This is a genomic window from Symbiopectobacterium sp. RP (assembly GCF_050472005.1).
Lineage (GTDB): Bacteria > Pseudomonadota > Gammaproteobacteria > Enterobacterales > Enterobacteriaceae > Symbiopectobacterium.
The window spans coordinates 33,159-55,416 of sequence record NZ_JBGOGS010000002.1 but is presented as its reverse complement, the minus strand read 5'-3'; the positions used below and the strand labels follow the sequence as shown (position 1 = coordinate 55,416).

Here is a 22,258-nt window from a genome sequence, read left to right as displayed (position 1 = left end):
GCCCGCCTTAACCGGCGTTATCAGCGTCTGGTTAAGCAACACATGACTCCCGCAGCACCATTGGCGTCAGCCGTTAAAGACCTTACCTGCGCGCAGAAAACAACATTCGCCACTACTCAGGCCGTTTGGCGTTTTTTTAATAATGAACGTATTAGCTTCAGTCAGCTCAATGAACCGATTATTTCGCTGGCTCTCCGGCAGGTTGCACTTAGCCCGCATCCATACGCTCCCGTCGTTCACGACTGGTCTCATTTACAGTTTCGTACCCACAATGGGAAAGAAGAACGTTTGAAAATGACGCATGGTGGCGACGTCGGTTATGAACTACAAACCAGCCTACTGGTTGATGCTGCAAATGGTTTACCAATAGCACCCCTGTCTCAAACTCTAACCTATAGGACGAGTTGTCGTTCAACGCTAACCGAGGGCTTGTCTGAGAGTCTGACTCATATGGATGCTTTGACGGCTGATATCGCCCGCGTTGAGTCTCTTGATACCGGGAAGAAGTTAGTTCATCTCATTGACCGTGAAGGTGACTCTATAGCCAACCGACTTAAAAATGATTACAGCCAATGCCCTGATATGTGGCAAAAAATACAGCTAATTGTTGGCTTTGTTGAATAAATCAGAACTTGTAACGACTGCGCCCCATACGGGTCGATTGTTACGTGATGCGAATACTGTTCGGCATTCCTAATAGCGTGATCAGGTTAAGCGCTTTGACCATGGCTTCACCCACCTGACCATCGTAGTCTCTCAGATTTAGGTGACCACCCAGAAGCCTTTTGAACCGGAACATGGCCGTTTCAGCCACTGAGCGCCGGTGATAGCCCACTTTCTTTTTCCAGATATCGTTACTACCGCTAATGCGCTGATTTGCAACAGCGGGGTTACGCTCGTGGTAGCGATCTTGCCAATATTGCGCCCCCCTTCGTGGCGGGATAAGCGGCCTTATTTTCTTCCTCAGCAGAGCATCATAGCAGTAAACTGTATCGTAAGCGCCGTCAGCCGATGCCTCTCTGATTTTCCGGTGGGTCTGGTTTATCAGCGCCGGTAGAGCTTGGGCATCAGTCGTACCACTGAGCGACAAATCCGCACAGATAATCTCATGCGTCACACTGTCTACTGCCAGGTGCAGCTTACGCCATACCCTGCGTCTGTCGGCACCATGCTGCCGGACTTTCCATTCGCCTTCGCCAAAGACCTTCAGGCCGGTTCCATCAATGACCAGATGTGAGATTTCACCACGGGTTGGCGTTTTTATGCTGATGTTCACTGTCTTTGCTCGCTTGCTGAGCAGCGAATAGTCTGGACAATGGAGCGACAATTTAATCAGTTTAAAAATCGAGTCACCAAAGCCCTGTAAAGCCCTCAATGAAAGGCCAAACACGCGTTTCATCATCAGGACTGTGGTGATGGCCATATCTGAGTAGTGGAGCGGTCGTCCACACCGTTCAGTAGTGTTTTTTTCCGTCCATGCAGCAATAGCTGATTTATCTAGCCATACGGTTAGAGAAGCGCGCTGCTTGAGGGCCTTGTTATAAGAGGGCCAGTTGGTGATTTTAAAATTTTGTTTTGCCATGGAGACCTGATTTTGAAACAACTGTGTTGATCTGCTCCGATGATTACCCAAAAGTTCTATTTATTCAACAAAGCCAATCTCGTGTACAGGCTCGATAGCAAACAGCGTTGTGCCTAATATAGCCAACCGACTTAAAAATGATTACAACAGATACCCTGATATGCGGCAAAAAAGCATAGTTGGCTGTTATCAAAATAATGTCGCTTAGCTATAAAGCGCCGATAACATTTGTTCTTCCCTTGGCTCTCCCGTTCTTCAGGCCAAAACACCGTTGACCTTTTTGGGAATAGCCGTGAGTCCGTGGGGTATCGTGTGGAAAACCACTTTCATCAATAAAAACAATAGGTTTGCCTTCTTTTTCATACTGTTGTATTTTTTGTTGAAATGCTTGCTGGGCGCTTTCGTCGGCTTTCGGATGACATAGAGTTTTTTTTATAGGTCAATCCCAGCTTTTTAAGAGCTTGCCAAATGGCCTTCTGACAAACGCCAAAACGCTCTGCACGTTCTTTTTGGTAAGCATCTGGATATGGTTCAACATCTTTTATCAACTCGGATTTATCGCTCTTTCGCTGACGCGTGGTCGATGCTTTTGACGCTATTTGATTAATCCAACGCGATACAGAGGCAGGGCCAATCCGAAATTGCTTCGCTGTTTCTCGGATACTCAACCCTTCTTCTTCCCGTGTAGATATCACTTTACGTCTAAAATCAATTGAATAGCTCATTTAAATAATGTAATCAAAATTAAGTCGTTTAGCTTTAATTTCCGCGAGGATGACCTCGCTGTTCCAGACGTTCTCTGCCAGACGCATGTCGATATAGTCCATGAACGGCCTGAGTTTGGCCATTTTGTGGCGTGTTTTTCTGGCCGGAGGTTCCGGGTATTTCAGGTATAGCCAACCGACTTAAAAATGATTACAGCCAATGCCCTGATATGTGGCAAAAAAGCATATCTGGCTGTTATCAAAATAATGTCGGTTGGCTATAACAGGCTATGCAGATACCAGAAAGACGGGTGGAGAAAGCAAAAAGCGGCTATTCCTCAGGAATAGCCGCTTTTCACGGAAAGTGGTCGGCGAGAGAGGATTCGAACCTCCGACCCACTGGTCCCAAACCAGTTGCGCTACCAAGCTGCGCTACTCGCCGAAATGCTTTTTTTCAACGCCATCAGTGTATCACACTGACTGTTGATAATGTTCGTTGGTGCGAAGAGAGGGATTTGAACCCTCACGTCCGAAGGACACTAACACCTGAAGCTAGCGCGTCTACCAATTCCGCCACCTTCGCATACATTCACGAACATCTGAATCTGGGGTGGCTAATGGGACTCGAACCCACGACAACTGGAATCACAATCCAGGGCTCTACCAGCTGAGCTATAGCCACCAATGTACTGCTTACAACTAACGATAAAACCAGTACGTCCCTTACGGTGAATTGTACCACCGCAGCTCTTGCACACAATTCTTGTAAAAAGTTATTGGTGCGCCCGACAGGATTCGAACCTGAGACCTCTGCCTCCGGAGGACAGCGCTCTATCCAGCTGAGCTACGGGCGCATAGCGCCGTTGCGGGTGGGGATAGTACGGATTTAATCTCTGCCTGTCTAGTGCTTTTTTTATCGAAATGATGCGTTTGCTTATGCTTTGCGCATTTCGTACCGAAAACACACAGTCAGCGACGATCCCCACCCCTCAATCAGGCTTCGGGTGCAGTTGTACTAGCTCAGACCTGATCTGACAGTTACCGATTATTTATACAGGTGTCTGTCAGATTACATCTGGTTCAGATTCTTTTCTGCCCAGATCCGTTTTCCATCGAGTAAAGTGGCCATCGGCGTACGCCCGCAGCACATTTTTCCCTGATGAGTTCGCTCATTATTGTAATGCCACAACCAGTTGTCCAGATCTACCTGCAGGCTTTCCAGGTCTCCATATAACTTCTTGCCGAACGTAACCTGATAAAAATCCTGCAAAATGGTTTTATGGAAGCGCTTGCAGATGCCGTTCGTCTGCGGAGACATCGCCTTCGTTTTCGTATGCTCGATATCGTTGATAGCCAGATAAAGCTGATAATCATGCTGCTCCACTTTACCACAGTACTCCGTACCCCTGTCGGTCAGTATTCTCAGCACCGGCAGTCCCTGAGCCTCGTAGAACGGGAGTACGCGATCATTGAGCAGGTCGGGGGCGGTGAGCGGTGTTTTATTCGTATACAGCTTGCAGTGCGCCACTTTCGAGTACGTATCCACGAACGTCTGCTGGTAGATACGGCCCACCCCCTTCAGATTGCCCACGTAGAAGGTGTCCTGCGAGCCCAGATACCCGGGATGTGCCGTCTCGATTTCACCGCAGGCCTCATCATCGTGCGCCTTCTTCTCCAGGGCTGCGATTTGAGCATCGGTAAGGACAATGCCTTCTCTGGCGAGCTTTTCCTCAAGCGCCTTCAGGCGTTTACGGAAGTTCTCCAGGTCGTGTCGTTGCCAGATGGAGCGCACGCCGCTGCCGGAGATAAACACGCCTTTTTTACGCAGCTCATTACAGGTCCGGTGCTGCCCATGGGGCGGAAACTCAATAGCATAATCAACAAGCGCGCGTTCAGTGGCTTCGTCGGCGCGGTTCTTCAGGTTCGGAACCCGGCGGTTCTGGTTAACCAGCGCATCAATGGCGCCTTCAGCAGCCAGTTCCTGATAACGGTAAAATGTATCGCGTGACACGCCCATGCTCTTGCAGGCTTTTGATACGTTACCGAGTTCTTCGGCGAGATTGAGCAGGCCGGCTTTGTGTTTGATAATGGGATTGTTAGTATGAAGCATGAGAGTTACCTCGCGTTTTGTTTAAGGATTAGACACCCATATCAAAACCGGTAACTCTCAACCTTTCAAGGTCCAGTGTCAGATCTAGTCGCGACTAATACAAGTTAATGCCTGCTTTTTGCGCCCTTCCAGCATGGCATAAATCACGCTAACCACGGCAAGAAACGCCATCCCTACCAATAAGGACATCCGCGTGTCTTCATTGATGTACATTCCCACCAATACGCACACCAGGAAGGCCATAGTCAGATAGTTCACCCACGGAAACAGCACGGATTTGAACGGATGCCCTGCTAGGCTGTGTCCCTTAATTGCGTAACCGACGGTAAAACAAGAGGATGCAGCCCAGTTTCACCATTGCTAGTAATTTCTTGCCATTTTTTCATAACGTGTGGCGATCCGTCGATATTCCTTTAAACGGCCAAAACACCTTTCCACAACGTTGCGGCGGCGATAAGCATCACGATCAAGTTGCGAGCGTCCATCTGAAGCCAGTTTTTCATTTGATTTTCGGGAAATAACCGTTTTTATCCCTCTTTTTTCAACTCGTTACGTAGTGCATTCCCAGAGTAGGCTTTGTCAGTCAGTACTGCATGGCCACGACGCTTCATGCTGCCGTTCTGGCGTTGCACGCCAATTCCGTCCAGGAGTCGTAACGCAAACAGGCTTTCGTGACCCTGCCCAGCACTCAGTACGATGTTTAGCGGGATGCCGCTTCCGTCAGTCGCCATGTGGATTTTGGTGCCATAACCACCTCGTGAGCGACCCAGGCTATTATCGTTTGTAATATCGAGATGTTTTTTTGAGCGCCAGCTGCACATTTGAGCGCACGGATATTACTGCCATCCAGCGCAGTGGCTGACCAGTCAACAAGTCCATGAGCATCAAGAAATGAAAGTAACTTATTGAAAATAAAGTTAATGATTCCAAACTTTGACCATCTATTGAAACAGTTATAAACGATTTTCCATGGGCCGTAACGTTCAGGTAAATCACGCCATGGTGCGCCTGAACACAGTATCCAGAACATGCCGTTGAAGATTTTTCGATGTTCTGCCCACGACCGGCCGGCCCGCGGAGATGTCAAAACGGTTGGCAACAGGGGCTCAATGACTGCCCATGCTTCATCAGAAAGATCGTAGCGAGCCATAATCAAAAGTGTCGTAGAAACAGATGGATACTATAGCTCAAGCAATTAAGGGACACAGCATAGTGTCGTATGACAACATACATCGTACTCAAACAAAGATCAATTTTAGATTCTAAATATCAATGCTGGTAGTGTAATTACGAAGCCTAAAAGTGACTAAACCAAGGTTAAAACTCACACTGATAGCACTTGAGAAAAAAATAATACAAATAAAACAATCTGTTGACTACAACCCTCGTTATGAGTACTCTTGAGAGAACTGAATATCCTTGGGTTACCTATGAAAGTTACGGACGTAAAGCATCTTTCCCTCACTTAACAACGTGACGAGCAACAATTGAATTTCACCGCTTTTGCGAGCATGATCGCAATAACATCAGCCTGTTACCCTGTTCATTCCATAGCCAAGCGACTTAAAGTTGTGCATCGTGCACATGGTGCGCAACAGTCTGCGCTTCGTTGCTTGGAAGGACTATAAGGCGGTAACACGCGACCTCAAAGCAGTGTATCAGGCTCCAACCGAAGAGGCCGCGCTTCAGGCCATAGGTATCTACACATCATAAAGGGTTAAAAACCACCATAGCGAAGTGGGCAAGTTCTTCCGGGGTATAGTCTGCTAATAACGTCAAGGTATTTAGCTGGATGGATAGTCCGGCAAGCAGCGCTGGGGCGCTTTCTTTACGCCCTCGTTTTTGTTGTCGTCCGGATAATCGGCAAATTAACTGACGGGCTGCCACATTGTCGTCTCCTTCAGCGCGTTGCAGCCGCCATACCAGCACACATGCCATGCTAGCTATCAATAACCTGCGTAGCAGTGCACCAGCACTGCGCTGAAGCCATTTTTCTACATCATGACCGGCACCTTTCAGCAGCTTAAAAAAGGATTCAATACCCCAGCGCCAGTAATACCAGCGAGCGACTTCCGCGCTGGTGATCTCGTTGCTAACGTTTGTGAGCAGCGTCCAGCGTCCGATAAATTTACCGTGAGTATCGGTAAGGCGAACCACAACTAATCTGAGTGTCAGAGCTACGCTTGGCTGAACTTTCACTCGCCGTCCGGTGTTCTTGTCTTTCCGCTTCGCTTTTGCTGTTCGCGTTATAGCCAACCGACTTAAAAATGATTACAGCCAATGCCCTGATATGTGGCAAAAAAATACAGCTAATTGTTATCAAAATAATGTCGCTTGGCTATATTGCCGAAAGCACATGGCAACTATATCGCGCTCGTGAAAATTTTATGGTGGTCACTACGCGAGCGGAGAAAGTCATCTACGACCAGAAATTCTCTGGCGCTGCCGCTGACCTTCTCAATGCAAACATCATCCCCCGTGACTTGGGCCTCAAAGAGCAATCGCAAGTCGAAGACGTGACGCCTGATAAGGGAGACCGCGACAAACGACGCTCCCGCATTAAGGAGTTATTCAGCCGTGGAACTGGACGCGATTCTTGACGAACTATAGCTAAACGACTTAATTTTGATTATATTATTTAAATGAGCTATTCAATTGATTTTAGACGTAAAGTGATATCTACACGGGAAGAAGAAGGGTTGAGTATCCGAGAAACAGCGAAGCAATTCTCGGATTGGCCCTGCCTCTGTATCGCGTTGGATTAATCAAATAGCGTCAAAAGCATCGACCACGCGTCAGCGAAAGAGCGATAAATCCGAGTTGATAAAAGATGTTGAACCATATCCAGATGCTTACCAAAAAGAACGTGCAGAGCGTTTTGGCGTTTGTCAGAAGGCCATTTGGCAAGCTCTTAAAAAGCTGGGATTGGCCTATAAAAAAACTCTACGTCATCCGAAAGCCGACGAAAGCGCCCGGCAAGCATTTCAACAAAAAATACAACAGTATGAAAAAGAAGGCAAATCTATACGATACCCCACGGACTCACGGCTATTCCCAAAAAGGTCAACGGTGTTTTGGCCTGAAGAACGGGGGAGCCAAGGGAAGAACAAATGTTATCGGCGCTTTATTAGGCACAACGCTGTTTGCTAACGGATTATTTGATATCAATATTAACAGCGATGTTTTCTATTCCTGGGTCACACAAGTCCTTATCCCAGTACTCCCTAAAAACAGGGTAATCGTGATGAACAATGCAACTTTTCACAAAAAACATAATATTCAACAAGTCATCATCGATACAGGGTATTATGGTGGAGTATTTGCCTACATACTCGCCAGATCTTAACCCCATTGAGCATAAATGGGCACAAGCAAAAAGCAAAAAGCAAAAAGCAAAAAAAGAGAGAGTGGTTGCGATACAGAGATTTTGTTCTCAGTCCATATGGTGTAATCAAAATTAAGTCGCTTTGCTATACAACCAGCTCCGCGTTATGCCGTTGCGAACAGCTGGCGCGGGATCTTCGTCAAACGCTCACAGCCGTTTTCCGTCACCAGCACCGTTTCGCTGATGGCAAGGCCCGCCGCATACAAGTACATGTGAAACACCATGCCCGCTTCCAGCAGCCACTCAGACGTGGGCAAAAACACGTGGCTAAAATCGCTGGTGCGCGGCGTCGTCTTCGGATAATAACCGAGCGTATAGCCGGTAATGCTGGCGTAATCCTGACGCAGCCCTGCTTTTAGTACAGCATTACGTGCAAGTGCATCGATGTCTTTCGCCACTGCACCGGGCTTCATGGCCGCGAGCTGCTTATCCTGGATTGCGATCAGCTGCTGAGCAATCTCTTGCTGTGCAGCTGACGCCGTACCGATAATCACCGAACGCATGATCTTGGAGCTGTAGCCGCGTTTAAAGGAAACCACTTCAAGATGCAGGATATCACCCTGTTCCAACGGCCGTTCCTGCATGTTGGCATGCAGAAAGCTGTTGCCACCGCCGGTCGTGACGATGCCACAGCGGTTGGAATCCATCCCGTGGTGGATCAGGACACGGTGGATAATTTCTGCCGCCTGACGCTCCGTTTTCCCAACCCCCATTTCGGCAACCACTTCACGGATCGCCTGATCGTTCGCCGCCGCTGATTGTTTGATGCACTCGATTTCCTGCGGAATTTTTCGGGTGCGCAATTGTTTAAGCACATCGGAAAAATCTTTTACCTGAATCTGTGGCAACATCGCCTTCAAGCGCTGGAAGCGGTTGATGGTCATGCAGTAAGAATCGAAATCGATGCCGAGCGTCGCGCTTTCCCAGCCACGAGCGCACACCGTATCGGCCAGTACCGCTAACGGATCCTGCCAGTCATGGAAAGTGACGGTGTCAGTGATCCAGCTATTTTCGCTGAACGCACGCTCGTCCATGGCGCGGAATACCATCACCGGGTCGCCCGTTAACGGCAGCAAGCAGGCACGGTACATGTTTTCAGAAATACCAAATCCCGTGAGATAAAACAGGAATTCTGTCTGGTCAATCAGCAACAGGGATATATCCCTTTCTTGCATATAAGCGCGGATCTTTGCGGCGCGCTGCTGATACTCGTGGAGCGGGAAAAGCCAACTTTCATTCATAACGGTTACCTGATGTCGTTTTTTTTCTATTCACCACACTCGTAATCCCCAGTGTCACTATTGTCACGCCGATCGACAGCACGCTGACGGCTGCAATAGAAGGATCGAGCTGAAACTGTACTGTGTTCCAAATCCGCACCGACAGCGTTTGGCTGCCGTGATCGGAAAGAAACAGCGCAATAAGCAGTTCATCAAATGAACTGAGAAACGAGAAAATCGCTGCCGAGAACATACCCGGTGCGGCAAGCGGCAGCGTGATGCGTCGTAATACGTTGAAGTGGCTGGCCCCTAGGCTCATTGCCGCCTGCTCCAAACGATAATCCATGCCTTGCAGCGTCGAAGACAAAATAATGGTGGCAATCGGCAGCGCAATCAGGGCATGCCCGATAACAATACGGGTGAAGCTGTTAAACAGTGCCAACTCGGAAAAGAAGAAGAACAGCGTCAACGCCGCAATCACGTTAGGCACAATCATCGGCAACACGATCAGCGCATACACCAGCGTTTTGCCGACAAAACGACAGCGCACCAGAGCCAGAGCGGCAAACAGCGCCAGTACCATGGCTAACAAGGTGGACATTAGCGCAATGGTAAACGACAGGCCGATAGCCTGTAGCCACTGCGAGTCCTGCAAAATCGCGCGCATCCACTTCAAAGAGAATCCTTGCGGTGGAAACGACAAATAGCTATTGGTACTGAATGCCAGAGGAAAGATCATCGCAATCGGGACCAACAAAAAAGCGAGGGTCAACAGCGTGATCAGTAGCGGCAGCCAGCCGGGGCGGTTTCCGTTCATCCTTTCGCCTCAAAAAGTCGTTCCAATCCCACAACCCGAACATAGACCCAAAACAGCAATAAGGTGCACAGCAGCAGCAACGCAGACAGCGCCGACGCGAAGCCCCAGTTGAAATAGACTTCCAACTGATTTTCGATAACCATGGCGATCATGCTGTCGCGCGGGCTGCCCATCAGCGCCGGTGTCACGAAGAAGCCAATAGACAAAATAAACACCAGCAGGCTACCTGCGGCAACGCCAGGCAGCGACAGCGGCAAAAAGATGCGCCCAAAGGCTCGAAAGCGCGAAGCACCAAGGCTATACGCGACCCGCAGCAATTGCGGATCGATGCCGCGCATCACGCTGTAAAGCGCCAGTACCATATAGGGCAGCAAGATGTAGGTCATACCGATTAACACGCCGAGCGGGGTATACATCAGTTTGAGCGGCGTATCGATAAGCCCCAACGCGCGCAGCACCTGATTGACAAACCCATCACTGCCCAACAGCATCATCCAGGCATAAGTGCGCACCAACACACTGGTAAAATGGGGGATAACGATGATGACAATCGCCATACTGGCTAATCGCGCAGGGAGTTTGCACAACACCCAGGCCACCGGATACCCCAACAGCAACGTCACCAGCGTGACGAGCAGCGAGGTGCGCAGCGTAATCCACAGCACTTGCAGCCAGACCGGCTCCTGTACAATGCGCGCAAAGTGTTTGCTGGTAAAACCGGGATCGAACAGGCTGTAACCGAGCATTTTCGCCAACGGAATCAGCAAAAAAATCGTCAGGGCCAGCAGCGTTGGAGCCAGCAATAGCCAGGGTTTCCAGCGACTCAGACGCCTGTCATCACGCCCGCTCATCGCTGAGCCTCGGCGGGAATAAACCAGAGACTTTCCGTTGCCCACCCGATATGCACGCTGGCACCCGGCCGCAGCGTCCCCTCCAACGCCGAGTTCTGTAACTGTGCTAATAGCGTCGCGCCATCACTCAGCACCAGCGTTAATTTAAGCGTATGCCCCAGATAGAGCATTTCAGCAATGGTGGCGCTAAGCGGCAAATGGGCTGATGTATCCCCCGGCAGGCCAATATGAATATGCTCAGGCCGCAGCACCGCCAAGACCGACTCCCCTACTCTTAGACATAGGTATCTACACATCATAAAGGGTTAAAAACCACCATAGCGAAGTGGGCAAGTTCTTCCGGGGTATAGTCTGCTAATAACGTCAAGGTATTTAGCTGGATGGATAGTCCGGCAAGCAGCGCTGGGGCGCTTTCTTTACGCCCTCGTTTTTGTTGTCGTCCGGATAATCGGCAAATTAACTGACGGGCTGCCACATTGTCGTCTCCTTCAGCGCGTTGCAGCCGCCATACCAGCACACATGCCATGCTAGCTATCAATAACCTGCGTAGCAGTGCACCAGCACTGCGCTGAAGCCATTTTTCTACATCATGACCGGCACCTTTCAGCAGCTTAAAAAAGGATTCAATACCCCAGCGCCAGTAATACCAGCGAGCGACTTCCGCGCTGGTGATCTCGTTGCTAACGTTTGTGAGCAGCGTCCAGCGTCCGATAAATTTACCGTGAGTATCGGTAAGGCGAACCACAACTAATCTGAGTGTCAGAGCTACGCCTGGCTGAACTTTCACTCGCCGTCCGGTGTTCTTGTCTTTCCGCTTCGCTTTTGCTGTTCGCGTTATGATCACGGATGTTTCCCCGATCTCCATATTGGCTTTTTTCCCTTTCCAGCCAACCAGTCCGTTTGCGATAAATGGCAGATCGTCTGCAATTTCACCAATTTTACGGGTGTCACCGCCCCACTCGGCCCGATGCCCTTCCTTTCCCCGGATAAGCCAACATATTCCCTGGGAGCTTAATGTGCGCATATGCCCGATAGAGTCACCTTCACGGTCAATGATATGAACTAACTTCTTCCCGGTATCAAGAGACTCAACGCGGGCGATATCAGCTGTCAAAGCATCCATATGAGTCAGACTCTCAGACAAGCCCTCGGTTAGCGTTGAACGACAACCCACCCTATCGGTTAGAGTTTGAGACAGGGGCGCTATTGGTAAACCATTTGCAGCATCAACCAGTAGGCGGGTTTGTAGTTCATAACCGACGTCGCCACCATGCGTCATTTTCAAACGTTCTTCTTTCCCATTGTGGGTACGAAACTGTAAATGAGACCAGTCATGAACGACGGGAGCGTATAAGGAAATCATTACTATGACAACCTTAATGTTCCGCAATACCGTTATTGAAACCATCTCCCACAACGGGCAGATCTGGTTCACTTCTACCGAGCTTGCTAAAGCGCTCGACTACTCCAGCGTCAAATCAGTTACTAACCTTTACAACCAGAATCGAGATGAGTTCACAGATGGTATGTCATTGCTCATTGATTCAGTGACCAATGGAATAAACAATAGCTTACGCAAGATTGGGCTTCGCATTTTCTCCCTGCACGGCGCGCACCTGATTACGATGTTAGCCAACACACAGATCGCCAAAGAGTTCCGTAAATGGGTGCTGGATATCCTCGACAAAGAAACCAAGATCCCACAATACAAACCCCAAGCCGACGAACTGTTCAACGATGATGATACCCGTTGCCTGACCCATCTGGCATAGGTATCTACACATCATAAAGGGTTAAAAACCACCATAGCGAAGTGGGCAAGTTCTTCCGGGGTATAGTCTGCTAATAACGTCAAGGTATTTAGCAGGATGGATAGTCCGGCAAGCAGCGCTGGGGCGCTTTCTTTACGCCCTCGTTTTTGTTGTCGTCCGGATAATCGGCAAATTAACTGACGGGCTGCCGCATTGTCGTCTCCTTCAGCGCGTTGCAGCCGCCATATCAGCACACATGCCATGCTAGCTATAGCTAAGCGACATTATTTTGATAACAATTAGCTGTATTTTTTTGCCACATATCAGGGTATCTGTTGTAATCATTTTTAAGTCGGTTGTCTATATCAATAACCTGCGTAGCAGGGCACCAGCACTGCGCTGAAGGCATTTTTCTACATCATGACCGGCACCTTTCAGCAGCTTAAAAAAGGATTCAATACCCCAGCACCAGTAATACCAGCGAGCGACTTCCGCGCTGGTGATCTCGTTGCTAACGTTTGTGAGCAGCGTCCAGCGTCCGATAAATTGTATTAGTCGCGACTAGATCTGACACTGGACCTTGAAAGGTTGAGAGTTACCGGTTTTGATATGGGTGTCTAATCCTTAAACAAAACGTGAGGTAACTCTCATGCTTCATACTAACAATCCCATTATCAAACACAAAGCCGGCCTGCTCAATCTCGCCGAAGAACTCGGTAACGTATCAAAAGCCTGCAAGAGCATGGGCGTGTCACGCGATACATTTTACCGTTATCAGGAACTGGCTGCTGAAGGCGCCATTGATGCGCTGGTTAACCAGAACCGCCGGGTTCCGAACCTGAAGAACCGCGCCGACGAAGCCACTGAACGCACGGTTATTGATTATGCTATTGAGTTCCCGCCCCATGGGCAGCACCGGACCAGTAATGAGCTGCGTAAAAAAGGCGTGTTTATCTCCGGCAGCGGCGTGCGCTCCATCTGGCAACGACACGACCTGGAGAACTTCCGTAAACGCCTGAAGGCGCTTGAGGAAAAGGTCGCCAGAGAAGGCATTGTCCTTACCGACGCTCAAATCGCAGCCTTGGAGAAGAAGGCGCACGATGATGAGGCCTGCGGTGAAATCGAGACGGCACATCCCGGGTATTTGGGCTCACAGGACACCTTCTACGTGGGCAATCTGAAGGGGGTGGGCCGTATCTACCAGCAGACGTTCGTGGATACGTACTCGAAAGTGGCACACTGCAAGCTGTATACGAATAAAACACCGCTCACCGCCGCCGACCTGCTCAATGATCGCGTACTCCCGTTCTACGAGGCTCAGGGACTGCCGGTGCTGAGAATACTGACCGACAGGGGTACGGAGTACTGTGGTAAAGTGGAGCAGCATGATTATCAGCTTTATCTGGCTATCAACGATATCGAGCATACGAAAACGAAGGCGATGTCTCCGCAGACGAACGGCATCTGCGAGCGCTTCCATAAAACCATTTTGCAGGATTTTTATCAGGTTACGTTCGGCAAGAAGTTATATGGAGACCTGGAAAGCCTGCAGGTAGATCTGGACAACTGGTTGTGGCATTACAATAATGAGCGAACTCATCAGGGAAAAATGTGCTGCGGGCGTACGCCGATGGCCACTTTACTCGATGGAAAACGGAGCTGGGCAGAAAAGAATCTGAACCAGATGTAATCTGACAGACACCTGTATAAATAATCGGTAACTGTCAGCTCAGGTCTGAGCTAGTACATCTTAAACAGGCGCTTTTATTAGGCACAACGCTGTTTGCTATCGGATTATTTGATATCAATATTAACAGCGATGTTTTCTATTCCTGGGTCACACAAGTCCTTATCCCAGTACTCCCTAAAAACAGTGTAATCGTGATGGACAATGCAACTTTTCACAAAAAACATAATATTCAACAAGTCATCATCGATGCAGGGTATATGGTGAAGTATTTGCCTACATACTCTCCAGATCTTAACCCCATTGAGCATAAATGGGCACAAGCAAAAAAAGAGAGAGTGGTTGCGATACAGAGATTTTGTTCTCAGTTCATATGGTGTAATCAAAATTAAGTCGCTTGGCTATATTGAAGCGGTAAAAGCGTTTGCGGGCGAAGATTACCATGTTGCCGTCACCTACCCTGACGATGAACAGTTTGGCCTGTTGTCCGATCCTTATGTTTTTCAACATGAGGTTGAGTCCGCCTCGTCGCTATAATTTGGCAGCAGGCTTACTGATGGGAAGTTTGTTCGTACCGCCAATGTCTTAGGTCGCTCGTTTCCCCTTACTGTGATAATCGACGATAATCTTGCCCGCTTGACCGTTTTTTACGGCACTTTTCTCAGGCCTGAGACTCAAACCCTCACGCATGCGATCGTGGGGTGGCACAGGTGCCGCTCACTGTTAAAGGAATTTATGTTATGAGGTTTCGCTCCGTTCAGCTGGTTGTTCCCTGTGTGCTGGCCGCCTTTTTGTTAACGGGATGTAGCGCGCTCTCCAACTTCTCTTGGTCTAGCCTGTCGCCGTTCAACTGGTTTGGCAGCAAAATCGAGGTGTCGGATGCCGGTGTTGGCGGGCTTAATGGCGGCACGCCGCTGGCACAAGAGCCGATAAACCAGGCGCTGAACGGTAATTATCGTTTGCGAAGCGGTATGGGCACCACTAACGGCCAAATCACGGCGTTCTATCAGGCGCTGGATGGTAATGAGATCAAGTTGTTGATCAGCGGTAAGCCCAAAGCGCAGGTCAATCGCGTTGAGGTTATGGATGCGAAAATTGCCAGCGTATGGGGCGTGAAAATCGGGGATGCATTCAGCGCCCATTACAGTAAAGCCTTTGAGGTCTGCCAGCTTGCTCAAGGGGATGATGCCCGCAGCGTAGAGTGCGTTGAATCGCAAAGCAAGCACGTCAGTTATCTCTATTTCGGTGACTGGAATGGCCCGGAAGGCTTAATGCCCTCTGATGATATTCTGCAAACTTGGCACGTCAGCAAAATCATCTGGCACGCGCAAGCGCGTGCCAGATTTTTATCGTCTCGACCTTTCTTAAGCCACACCTATCATGCTTGGCGCGGTAACGCGCCAACGTCGTAGCGTTTCAATTCTCTCATCGTTTATTTTTATCCTTTGTTTTTGAACAAAGCACATTGTCGCGAATGCGGTATGATGAGTGCCTTAGGCTATGTAATGCCAAAAAACGATAAAAGCAGATAATTAAAACATGAGAAAGCTTGAAATGACGCAGATACAGAGCGGAATTTTGCTTGAGCACCGTCGTTTTGCCATTTTTATTGAAGCCATGATTCAGGGCGAGTTCGACGCTATCTGCGAAGGCTGCAAAAAGTTTTGCCAGTCGTTGCAGGAGTTGCAGGCGCGTTTTCCCGATGCGGGGCTGGGGGCGACGCTGGCGTTTGGTCATGATGTGTGGTGCGATCTTGATTGCGAACAAGGAGCAGCTGAACTGAAACCTTTTGCGCTGCTGGGTAAGGGGTTAGCGCCGGCAACGCAGCGCGATCTACTGCTGCATATTCAATCTTTGCGTCACGATGTCAATTTCAGCTTGGCTCAGGCGGCATTGACAGCGTTTGGTTCCACGATCCACGTTGAAGAAGAGACACACGGTTTTCGCTGGGTTGAAGATCGCGATCTGAGTGGGTTTGTCGATGACACCGAAAACCCGCAAGGCGATGCGCGACGTGACGTGGCGATTATCGCCGACGATCAGTCGCACCAAGCAGGACAACGAAGAGATTCCGGCAGAACAGCGCCCGATCACCTCGCACCTGAACCGGGTTGATCTTAAGGAAGAGGGCAACGGGCTGAAAAATTTTGCGTCAGAGCATGCCCTATGGCACGGCCAGCGGCAAACATGGTCTTTACTTTATTGCCTATTGCGCGCTTGCATAATATTGAACAGCAATTACTGAGCATGTTTGGCGATCGTGACGGCAAACGTGACGAGATGCTGCGCTTCACGCGCGCCGCTATAGCCAAGCGACTTAATTTTGATTACACCATATGGACTGAGAACAAAATCTCTGTATCGCAACCACTCTCTCTTTTTTTGCTTTTTGCTTGTGCCCATTTATGCTCAATGGGGTTAAGATCTGGCGAATATGTAGGCAAATACTCCACCATATACCCTGCATCGATGATGACTTGTTGAATATTATGTTTTTTGTGAAAAGTTGCATTGTCCATCACGATTACCCTGTTTTTAGGGAGTACTGGGATAAGGACTTGTGTGACCCAGGAATAGAAAACATCGCTGTTAATATTGATATCAAATAATCCGATAGCAAACAGCGTTGTGCCTAATAACGCGCCGATAACATTTGTTCTTCCCTTGGCTCCCCCGTTCTTCAGGCCAAAACACCGTTGACCTTTTGGGGAATAGGCGTGAGTCCGTGGGGTATCGTGTGGAAAACCACTTTCATCAATAAAAACAATAGGCTTACCTTCTTTTTCATACTGTTGTATTTTTTGTTGAAATGCTTGCCGGGCGCTTTCGTCGGCTTTCGGGTGACGTAGCGTTTTTTTATAGGTCAATCCCAGCTTTTTAAGAGCTTGCCAAATGGCCTTCTGACAAACGCCAAAACGCTCTGCACGTTCTTTTTGGTAAGCATCTGGATATGGTTCAACATCTTTCATCAACTCGGATTTATCGATCTTTCGCTGACGCGTGGTCGATGCTTTTGACGCTATTTGATTAATCCAACGCGATACAGAGGCAGGGCCAATCCGAAATTGCTTCGCTGTTTCTCGGATACTCAACCCTTCTTCTTCCCGTGTAGATATCACTTTACGTCTAAAATCAATTGCATAGCTCATTTAAATAATGCAATCAAAATTAAGTCGTTTAGCTATACTTATCCAGATCGATAAGGTTAATTGAGGCTTTGTTGAATAAACATATTTTATGCTGCCCCCCCGCTGAAACGACAGATCCTCGCAACGCAAAATCATGCGGTTAGGCCTCATAAGAAAACTGTAAACCTGAGGTGACAATCATTTTCTACCAAAACTGGCTTGGCAAAACAGCATGACTCACTATTATTCAACAAAGCCGTTAATTGAGCAACTCAGTTACAAAGCTGGCACTTTGCGTGATTGCGACAATTGGAAAGCATGCCCCCCGGAATACCTTCGGCCACGCCTCCGCAAAGGATGACCGGCGATATTTCAAACCCTAGCGTGTAGATCTCTCGAGTAAATGACATTATCCGGGAACCCCTATCTGAGCGGAGGATACAATCGCGCTGCCGCCAGTGTTGTTGAAGATTTGAATAACCGTGCCTTCATTCACCCGATGACCAGCGCCCTCAATAGATGCCGAGTTATTAGCAAATCTGGTGTATGGCGCTCAGGCTACGTTCCGCTCTGATGCTTCGTGAATCTGTTCTTCATCCTTAAATTGGACGTTGCTTACAACCAGGGTCAGCAGGTCAAATCCTCTTAGTCGGTTCCAGCTTTTCTGAGCAGACTGGAGCAGCTTAAATACCATTGACAGGGTTGTTTCTCTCGAACCACCGTTCTTCGCGCGTCTGCTTCGTAGCCTCACAGTCGCAAAAGCCGATTCAATCGGATTTGTCGTTCTTATTGACGCCCAGTGCTCTGACGGGAAGTCGTAGAATGCCAACAGTTCTTCTCGAGCTTTCTCCAGCTTCTTCATCGCTGAAGGATACTTCGCTGAAAACCTTGCCAACAAAACATCAAAGGCTTCATTAGCGGCATCGCGGCTCTCTGCTAGCCAAACCTCCCGCAGCTCAGCCTTAACTTTCGGTTGCATGGCTTTGGGGTGTGAAGCCAACACATTAGCGGTTTTGTGCACCCAACAGCGTTGGTGCTGCGTGTCCGGGAATATCTTTGCCATTGCATTCCAAAAACCAAGGGCACCGTCTCCCGTAGCCAGCTTGGGAGATACGGTTAGGCCGCGTGCTCGCAGGCCATTAAGAAGTTCGGCCCAGTTTGCTTCTGACTCTCGATAAGCATCTTCGACCGCAACCAGCTCCTTACGTCCATGCTCAGTGACGCCGATAATGACCAGCAGGCAAAGGCGATCATCTTGCCTGACATGGCTGTATATGCCATCGGCCCAGAAATAAACGTAGCGCGTATCGCTTAAATCACGCAGGCACCATTGCCTGTGCTCTTCAAGCCATTGCTGTTTCAGTCTGCTGATGGTACTGGCAGAGAGGGCATTCGCTTTTTCACCGAGAAGCGCCCTCAGGGCTTCGTGAAAATCACCGGTGGATATGCCTCGCAGGTACAGCCATGGTAGCAACTCTTCGACGCTTTTTGCACGTTTCAGATAAGGCGGCAACAACGCGCTGTTGAAGCATATTCCGTTGCCGCTGCGCTCCCTGACCTTAGGCACTTTAATTTCAACATCCCCAATACCCGTCTGTATGGTTCGCGGTGGCAAATAGCCGTTACAAACGACAGCATGACGCCCGTCGTCAAGGCGGCGTTCAGCATGTTGTTGCAGCATGGCTTCGAGCTCAACCTCAACGGCGGCAGCTATCAGTTGCCTGGCACCATTACGAATGAATTCATGCAAGGGATCACCGGCAATATCTGGTTCTGCGGAGACCTGTAGGGTAGACTTTTTCATGGGGTATCATCTCTCTGTTGTTGAAATCATCCACGAAATCAATCAGCAGGATACGCCACCCTCCCCGAAACACCGTACACCAGAAATGAGCATAACTCGGATTTTGGTGCCATAACCACCTCGTGAGCGACCTAGGCTATTATCGTTGGTAATATCGAGATGTTTTTTTGAGCGCCAGCCGCACATTTGAGCGCACGGATATTACTGCCATCCAGCGCAGTGGCTGACCAGTCAACAAGTCCATGAGCATCAATAAATGAAAGTAACTTATTGAAAATAATGTTAATGATTCCAGATTTTGACCATCTATTGAAACGGTTATAAACGGTTTTCCATGGGCCGTAACGTTCAGGTAAATCACGCCATGGTGCGCCTGAACACAGTATCCATAACATGCCGTTGAAGATTTTTCGATGTTCTGCCCAAGGCTGGCCGGCCCGCGGAGATGTCAAAACGGTTGGCAACAAGGGCTCAATGATTGCCCATGCTTCATCAGAAAGATCGTAGCGAGCTATAATCAAAAGTGTCGTAGAAACAGATGGATACTATAGCTCAAGCAATTAAGGGACACAGCCTAGCAGGGGCCACCATACCGCAGCCAGTCCCCAGATAATAAAGGCATATAGCCAAGCGACATTATTTTGATAACAATTAGCTGTATTTTTTTGCCACATATCAGGGCATTGGCTGTAATCATTTTTAAGTCGGTTGGCTATACCACAATTTTTCTCCCATGCTGGAGTGGGTGCTCAGTACCTGAGTGAACATGGCAAGAAAGAACAGCGTGGCTTTCGGGTTAAGCAGATTGCACAGGTAACCTTGCAGGAAAGCCTTTTTCAAGCTGACGTCCTAGCGCGGTAGCGAAGCGACATTCAGCTTGCTGCCGCCTCGAGAAAGTAATGCCTGAATACCGATCACGATCAAGTAAAGCGCCCCAGCATATTTTAAAATGTTAAACAGCCATGGTGTGGTGGTGGTGATCACCACCGCTAACCCGGCGACGCAATAGGCCATATGCGTTGCGACACCGGTGATGACGCACAAGGCGGTCATCATGGCAGGCAGACGCGCATAGCGGGCAGCGTTTTTGATCACCAGAAAGAAGTTGGGGCCAAGCGAGAGCATACCCAGCGTCGCGATGGTGGCGACAAACAGTGAAGTTTCAAGCATCAACAGCGTCCAAGTGGGTGACGAAGCGGAAAAACGGTGTGCGGTCGATCTTAACGCGGTAACGAGTGTGATGCACTCATAAGATTTTATTCTTGTCAGCAATATTGGCAATCAGAGCGCGTTGTGTTAACAAGTCTCCTTGCTTTATTTATGGTTATATCCGTCATCATTTCGAATTATTTGCGTGTCTTAATTTTACCAGTCAGGGTCTTCGTATGATCAGCGAAACACCACAGCAGCGGGAAATCACCCGGCTGTGTATCCAATGCGCACTGATGCTGTTGCAGCACGGTGCGGAGAGCACGGTAGTTGAGCAACTCTCTTCGCGCCTCGGGCTGGCGCTTGGGGTGGATAGTGTAGAAAGCTCCATTTCTGCCAACGCCATCGTCCTTACCACCATCATGAATGGACACTGCCTGACCTCGACGCGCAAGAACGTCGATCGCGGTATCAATATGCATGTGGTGACCGAAGTGCAGCATGTCGTGATCATGGCCGAGCACAAACTGCTGGATGTGGCTGGCGTAGAAAAACGCCTGACAGGCATCAAGCCGCTGCGCTATCCGCGCTGGCTGGTGGTGACCATTGTAGCGCTTTCGTGCGGCTGCTTCAGTAAGCTTAATGGCGGCGGTTGGGATGCCTTTGTGGTCACCATGCTTGCCAGCGGTGTAGCAATGTATGTGCGTCAGGTATTGACCTCGCGCCATCTCAATCCCCTGATCAACTTCTGTATTACCGCCTTTGTCGCCACGTCGGTATCCGGGCTGTTGCTGCGCGTTCCTACATTTCATCAAACCTCGACGGTGGCGATGGCGGCCAGTGTACTGCTGCTGGTGCCCGGTTTTCCGCTGATTAATGCGGTAGCGGATATGTTTAAAGGGCATGTGAATACCGGACTGGCGCGCTGGGCGGTTGCCAGCCTATTGACGTTGGCAACCTGTATTGGCGTCGTGGCTGCAATGGCAATATTGGGGTTACGCACATGGGCTTAACGCTACTGTGGGGGCTCTTGCAGGATATTTTGCTGGCGGCAGTGCCTGCGCTGGGTTTTGCTATGGTGTTCAATGTACCGGTCAAGGCGTTGCCTTATTGCGCACTGCTGGGGGGCGTGGGGCACGGCGTGCGTTTCCTGTGCGTGCAGATGGGCATGCCCATCGAATGGGGATCGTTTCTGGCGGCTATATTGATCGGTGTGATCGGGATTCGCTGGTCGCGCTGGCTGTTGGCGCACCCGAAAGTCTTTACCGTGGCGGCGGTGATTCCGATGTTCCCCGGTATTTCGGCGTATACTGCGATGATCTCGTTGGTGGAGCTTTCCCATCAGGGTTACAGCGAAGCGTTGATGCGCGTTCTGATCACGCATTTCCTCAAGGCCTTTTTTATTGTTGGTGCGCTGTCAATAGGGCTGTCTCTGCCGGGGATTTGGTTGTATCGCAAACGTCCTGGCGTGTAGCAGCATTAAGATTTTACTTATTTTGTCCATCAGAAAATCGCCGTATCGACGTACCCATCACCTTTCCGTATAGTGTCTGCAATTTTTGAGCTATAGGGCTTTACCATGGTGATTAGTTTGATTGCAGCACTGGCGGTGGATCGTGTTATCGGCATGGAAAACGCCATGCCGTGGCATTTGCCAGCGGATCTGGCGTGGTTTAAGCGCCAGACGTTAAATAAGCCCATTATTATGGGGCATAACACTTTTCGCTCTATCGGCCAGCCATTGCCGGGGAGAAAAAATATTGTTGTCAGCAGCCGCACTGGTGACGATGAGCGTGTGACCTGGGTGTCGACCTTAGAGGCGGCGCTAGAGGCTGCTTCAGGAGCGGAAGAGGTGATGGTCATCGGTGGTGGCAGTATTTATCAGCAAATGCTGCCCCAAGCTTCCCGTCTGTATCTGACGCATATTGATGCCGAAGTGGAGGGGGATACCCATTTCCCGGAGTACGAGCCGGATGCGTGGTCATCGGTGTTCAGCGAGTTTCATGATCCGGATGAAAAGAATTCGCACAGTTATTGCTTTGAGATTCTCGAACGGCGTTAACCGCATAG

General features: G+C 49.4%; 27 protein-coding genes, 4 tRNA genes and 10 pseudogenes. 16 read left to right on the top strand and 25 right to left on the bottom strand.

What is annotated here, in order from left to right:
* Positions 1–664 precede the first annotated feature (664 nt).
* The 5 genes and pseudogenes from ACD630_RS18080 to ACD630_RS18060 all read right to left on the bottom strand — a co-directional run.
* Positions 665–1,582, bottom strand: a complete 918-nt coding sequence (locus ACD630_RS18080) for an IS5 family transposase (RefSeq protein ID WP_430360180.1) — start codon at positions 1,580–1,582, stop codon at positions 665–667.
* A gap of 64 nt (positions 1,583–1,646) precedes the next feature.
* Positions 1,647–1,775, bottom strand: a complete 129-nt coding sequence (locus ACD630_RS18075; RefSeq protein WP_430360179.1) for a hypothetical protein — start codon at positions 1,773–1,775, stop codon at positions 1,647–1,649.
* Positions 1,776–1,790: 15 nt separating this feature from the next.
* Positions 1,791–1,916 carry a hypothetical protein gene (locus ACD630_RS18070; protein WP_430361166.1) on the bottom strand — a complete coding sequence of 42 codons (126 nt, stop codon included), beginning with the start codon at positions 1,914–1,916 and terminating at the stop codon, positions 1,791–1,793.
* A gap of 25 nt (positions 1,917–1,941) precedes the next feature.
* Entirely contained in the window at positions 1,942–2,307 is a 366-nt protein-coding gene (locus tag ACD630_RS18065; RefSeq protein WP_430357993.1) for an IS630 transposase-related protein, read from the bottom strand.
* A gap of 30 nt (positions 2,308–2,337) precedes the next feature.
* Positions 2,338–2,475, bottom strand: a pseudogene (locus tag ACD630_RS18060) (IS21 family transposase); the annotation flags it as partial.
* An 18-nt stretch (positions 2,476–2,493) separates the two neighbouring features.
* Here ACD630_RS18060 and ACD630_RS18055 point away from each other — a divergent pair.
* Complete coding sequence (locus ACD630_RS18055) at positions 2,494–2,634, top strand: hypothetical protein (protein WP_430360178.1); 141 nt, start codon at positions 2,494–2,496, stop codon at positions 2,632–2,634.
* Between the two features lie 17 nt (positions 2,635–2,651).
* Here ACD630_RS18055 and ACD630_RS18050 read toward each other — a convergent pair.
* The 7 genes and pseudogenes from ACD630_RS18050 to ACD630_RS18020 all read right to left on the bottom strand — a co-directional run bounded on the left by ACD630_RS18050 (position 2,652) and on the right by ACD630_RS18020 (position 5,546).
* Positions 2,652–2,728: transfer RNA gene (locus ACD630_RS18050), tRNA-Pro, on the bottom strand.
* 55 nt (positions 2,729–2,783) lie between these two features.
* Positions 2,784–2,869, bottom strand: a tRNA-Leu gene (locus ACD630_RS18045).
* 23 nt (positions 2,870–2,892) lie between these two features.
* Positions 2,893–2,968, bottom strand: a tRNA-His gene (locus ACD630_RS18040).
* A 95-nt stretch (positions 2,969–3,063) separates the two neighbouring features.
* A tRNA-Arg gene (locus ACD630_RS18035) sits at positions 3,064–3,140 on the bottom strand.
* A gap of 215 nt (positions 3,141–3,355) precedes the next feature.
* On the bottom strand, positions 3,356–4,396 hold the full coding sequence (locus ACD630_RS18030; protein WP_430360177.1) for an IS481 family transposase: 1,041 nt from the start codon (positions 4,394–4,396) through the stop codon (positions 3,356–3,358).
* 84 nt (positions 4,397–4,480) lie between these two features.
* Positions 4,481–4,696: pseudogene (locus tag ACD630_RS18025) on the bottom strand (amino acid permease); the annotation flags it as partial.
* A gap of 7 nt (positions 4,697–4,703) precedes the next feature.
* A pseudogene (locus tag ACD630_RS18020) lies at positions 4,704–5,546 on the bottom strand (IS5 family transposase).
* Positions 5,547–5,959: 413 nt separating this feature from the next.
* On the opposite strand from ACD630_RS18020, the pseudogene ACD630_RS18015 reads away from it, so the two are divergent.
* Positions 5,960–6,100 (top strand): annotated as a pseudogene (locus ACD630_RS18015) (transposase); the annotation flags it as partial.
* Between the two features lie 3 nt (positions 6,101–6,103).
* Here the strand turns inward: ACD630_RS18015 and ACD630_RS18010 are convergent.
* Positions 6,104–6,652 (bottom strand): hypothetical protein, encoded by a 549-nt coding sequence (locus tag ACD630_RS18010; RefSeq protein ID WP_430360176.1) that lies wholly within the window; start codon positions 6,650–6,652, stop codon positions 6,104–6,106.
* A 98-nt stretch (positions 6,653–6,750) separates the two neighbouring features.
* Here ACD630_RS18010 and ACD630_RS18005 point away from each other — a divergent pair.
* The 5 genes and pseudogenes from ACD630_RS18005 to ACD630_RS17985 all read left to right on the top strand — a co-directional run.
* A pseudogene (locus ACD630_RS18005) lies at positions 6,751–6,996 on the top strand (terminase small subunit); the annotation flags it as partial.
* Between the two features lie 42 nt (positions 6,997–7,038).
* The gene (locus tag ACD630_RS18000; RefSeq protein WP_430360175.1) at positions 7,039–7,161 is read left to right on the top strand and encodes a hypothetical protein; all 123 of its coding nucleotides are present in this window, start codon (positions 7,039–7,041) and stop codon (positions 7,159–7,161) included.
* A pseudogene (locus ACD630_RS17995) lies at positions 7,130–7,300 on the top strand (IS630 transposase-related protein); the annotation flags it as partial. The gene ACD630_RS18000 and the pseudogene ACD630_RS17995, both read left to right, overlap by 32 nt.
* A gap of 100 nt (positions 7,301–7,400) precedes the next feature.
* Positions 7,401–7,742, top strand: coding sequence for a transposase (locus ACD630_RS17990; RefSeq protein WP_430360174.1), 342 nt, complete (start codon positions 7,401–7,403; stop codon positions 7,740–7,742).
* Entirely contained in the window at positions 7,648–7,857 is a 210-nt protein-coding gene (locus tag ACD630_RS17985) for a transposase (RefSeq protein WP_430360173.1), read from the top strand. The genes ACD630_RS17990 and ACD630_RS17985 overlap by 95 nt, the downstream gene beginning before the upstream one ends.
* 28 nt (positions 7,858–7,885) lie before the next feature.
* Here the strand turns inward: ACD630_RS17985 and ACD630_RS17980 are convergent, their stop codons facing one another.
* Genes ACD630_RS17980 through ACD630_RS17960 form a run of 5 tightly spaced genes read right to left on the bottom strand, consistent with a single transcriptional unit; the run spans position 7,886 to position 12,032 of the window.
* The gene (locus ACD630_RS17980) at positions 7,886–9,022 is read right to left on the bottom strand and encodes a M24 family metallopeptidase (protein ID WP_430360172.1); all 1,137 of its coding nucleotides are present in this window, start codon (positions 9,020–9,022) and stop codon (positions 7,886–7,888) included.
* A complete protein-coding gene (locus tag ACD630_RS17975; protein ID WP_430360171.1) occupies positions 9,015–9,818 on the bottom strand; it encodes an ABC transporter permease in 804 nt (267 codons plus the stop codon). Before ACD630_RS17975 ends, ACD630_RS17980 begins: the two co-directional genes overlap by 8 nt.
* Positions 9,815–10,669, bottom strand: coding sequence for an ABC transporter permease (locus tag ACD630_RS17970; protein WP_430357928.1), 855 nt, complete (start codon positions 10,667–10,669; stop codon positions 9,815–9,817). Before ACD630_RS17970 ends, ACD630_RS17975 begins: the two co-directional genes overlap by 4 nt.
* Positions 10,666–10,920, bottom strand: coding sequence for a TOBE domain-containing protein (locus ACD630_RS17965; RefSeq protein WP_430361165.1), 255 nt, complete (start codon positions 10,918–10,920; stop codon positions 10,666–10,668). The genes ACD630_RS17970 and ACD630_RS17965 overlap by 4 nt, the downstream gene beginning before the upstream one ends.
* Before the next feature lie 44 nt (positions 10,921–10,964).
* Positions 10,965–12,032: a transposase gene (locus tag ACD630_RS17960; RefSeq protein WP_430360170.1), complete on the bottom strand. Its 1,068-nt coding sequence runs from the start codon at positions 12,030–12,032 to the stop codon at positions 10,965–10,967.
* A 4-nt stretch (positions 12,033–12,036) separates the two neighbouring features.
* On the opposite strand from ACD630_RS17960, the gene ACD630_RS17955 reads away from it, so the two are divergent.
* Positions 12,037–12,441 carry a BRO-N domain-containing protein gene (locus tag ACD630_RS17955; protein ID WP_430360169.1) on the top strand — a complete coding sequence of 135 codons (405 nt, stop codon included), beginning with the start codon at positions 12,037–12,039 and terminating at the stop codon, positions 12,439–12,441.
* A gap of 11 nt (positions 12,442–12,452) precedes the next feature.
* On the opposite strand, the gene ACD630_RS17950 is transcribed toward ACD630_RS17955, so the two are convergent.
* Positions 12,453–12,683, bottom strand: coding sequence for a hypothetical protein (locus ACD630_RS17950; RefSeq protein WP_430360168.1), 231 nt, complete (start codon positions 12,681–12,683; stop codon positions 12,453–12,455).
* A 386-nt stretch (positions 12,684–13,069) separates the two neighbouring features.
* Between ACD630_RS17950 and ACD630_RS17945 the strand changes: the two genes are divergently transcribed.
* From ACD630_RS17945 to ACD630_RS17925, 5 genes and pseudogenes are all read left to right on the top strand, one after another.
* Complete coding sequence (locus ACD630_RS17945) at positions 13,070–14,110, top strand: IS481 family transposase (protein ID WP_430360167.1); 1,041 nt, start codon at positions 13,070–13,072, stop codon at positions 14,108–14,110.
* A 20-nt stretch (positions 14,111–14,130) separates the two neighbouring features.
* Entirely contained in the window at positions 14,131–14,499 is a 369-nt protein-coding gene (locus ACD630_RS17940; RefSeq protein ID WP_430361164.1) for a transposase, read from the top strand.
* 13 nt (positions 14,500–14,512) lie between these two features.
* Positions 14,513–14,644, top strand: a pseudogene (locus ACD630_RS17935) (hypothetical protein); the annotation flags it as partial.
* Positions 14,645–14,847: 203 nt separating this feature from the next.
* Positions 14,848–15,519, top strand: a complete 672-nt coding sequence (locus tag ACD630_RS17930) for an RpoE-regulated lipoprotein (protein ID WP_430361163.1) — start codon at positions 14,848–14,850, stop codon at positions 15,517–15,519.
* A 142-nt stretch (positions 15,520–15,661) separates the two neighbouring features.
* Positions 15,662–16,405, top strand: a pseudogene (locus tag ACD630_RS17925) (Dyp-type peroxidase); the annotation flags it as partial.
* Here ACD630_RS17925 and ACD630_RS17920 read toward each other — a convergent pair.
* From ACD630_RS17920 to ACD630_RS17895, 6 genes and pseudogenes are all read right to left on the bottom strand, one after another.
* Positions 16,346–16,510 carry a hypothetical protein gene (locus ACD630_RS17920; RefSeq protein ID WP_430361309.1) on the bottom strand — a complete coding sequence of 55 codons (165 nt, stop codon included), beginning with the start codon at positions 16,508–16,510 and terminating at the stop codon, positions 16,346–16,348. The pseudogene ACD630_RS17925 and the gene ACD630_RS17920 overlap by 60 nt on opposite strands.
* A complete protein-coding gene (locus ACD630_RS17915) occupies positions 16,435–17,256 on the bottom strand; it encodes an IS630 family transposase (RefSeq protein ID WP_430360166.1) in 822 nt (273 codons plus the stop codon). The genes ACD630_RS17920 and ACD630_RS17915 overlap by 76 nt, the downstream gene beginning before the upstream one ends.
* Positions 17,257–17,788: 532 nt before the next feature.
* A complete protein-coding gene (locus ACD630_RS17910) occupies positions 17,789–19,039 on the bottom strand; it encodes an IS256 family transposase (RefSeq protein ID WP_430360165.1) in 1,251 nt (416 codons plus the stop codon).
* A 93-nt stretch (positions 19,040–19,132) separates the two neighbouring features.
* A pseudogene (locus ACD630_RS17905) lies at positions 19,133–19,554 on the bottom strand (IS5 family transposase); the annotation flags it as partial.
* 59 nt (positions 19,555–19,613) lie between these two features.
* Entirely contained in the window at positions 19,614–19,736 is a 123-nt protein-coding gene (locus ACD630_RS17900; protein ID WP_430360164.1) for a hypothetical protein, read from the bottom strand.
* Positions 19,737–19,750: 14 nt separating this feature from the next.
* Positions 19,751–20,209 (bottom strand): annotated as a pseudogene (locus ACD630_RS17895) (LysE family translocator); the annotation flags it as partial.
* Positions 20,210–20,424: 215 nt separating this feature from the next.
* On the opposite strand from ACD630_RS17895, the gene ACD630_RS17890 reads away from it, so the two are divergent.
* From ACD630_RS17890 to folA, 3 genes are all read left to right on the top strand, one after another.
* Complete coding sequence (locus tag ACD630_RS17890; protein ID WP_430360163.1) at positions 20,425–21,201, top strand: threonine/serine exporter family protein; 777 nt, start codon at positions 20,425–20,427, stop codon at positions 21,199–21,201.
* Entirely contained in the window at positions 21,192–21,662 is a 471-nt protein-coding gene (locus tag ACD630_RS17885; protein ID WP_430360162.1) for a threonine/serine exporter, read from the top strand. Before ACD630_RS17890 ends, ACD630_RS17885 begins: the two co-directional genes overlap by 10 nt.
* A gap of 108 nt (positions 21,663–21,770) precedes the next feature.
* Complete coding sequence (gene folA, locus ACD630_RS17880) at positions 21,771–22,250, top strand: type 3 dihydrofolate reductase (protein ID WP_430361162.1); 480 nt, start codon at positions 21,771–21,773, stop codon at positions 22,248–22,250.
* The last annotated feature ends 8 nt before the right edge of the window (positions 22,251–22,258 follow it).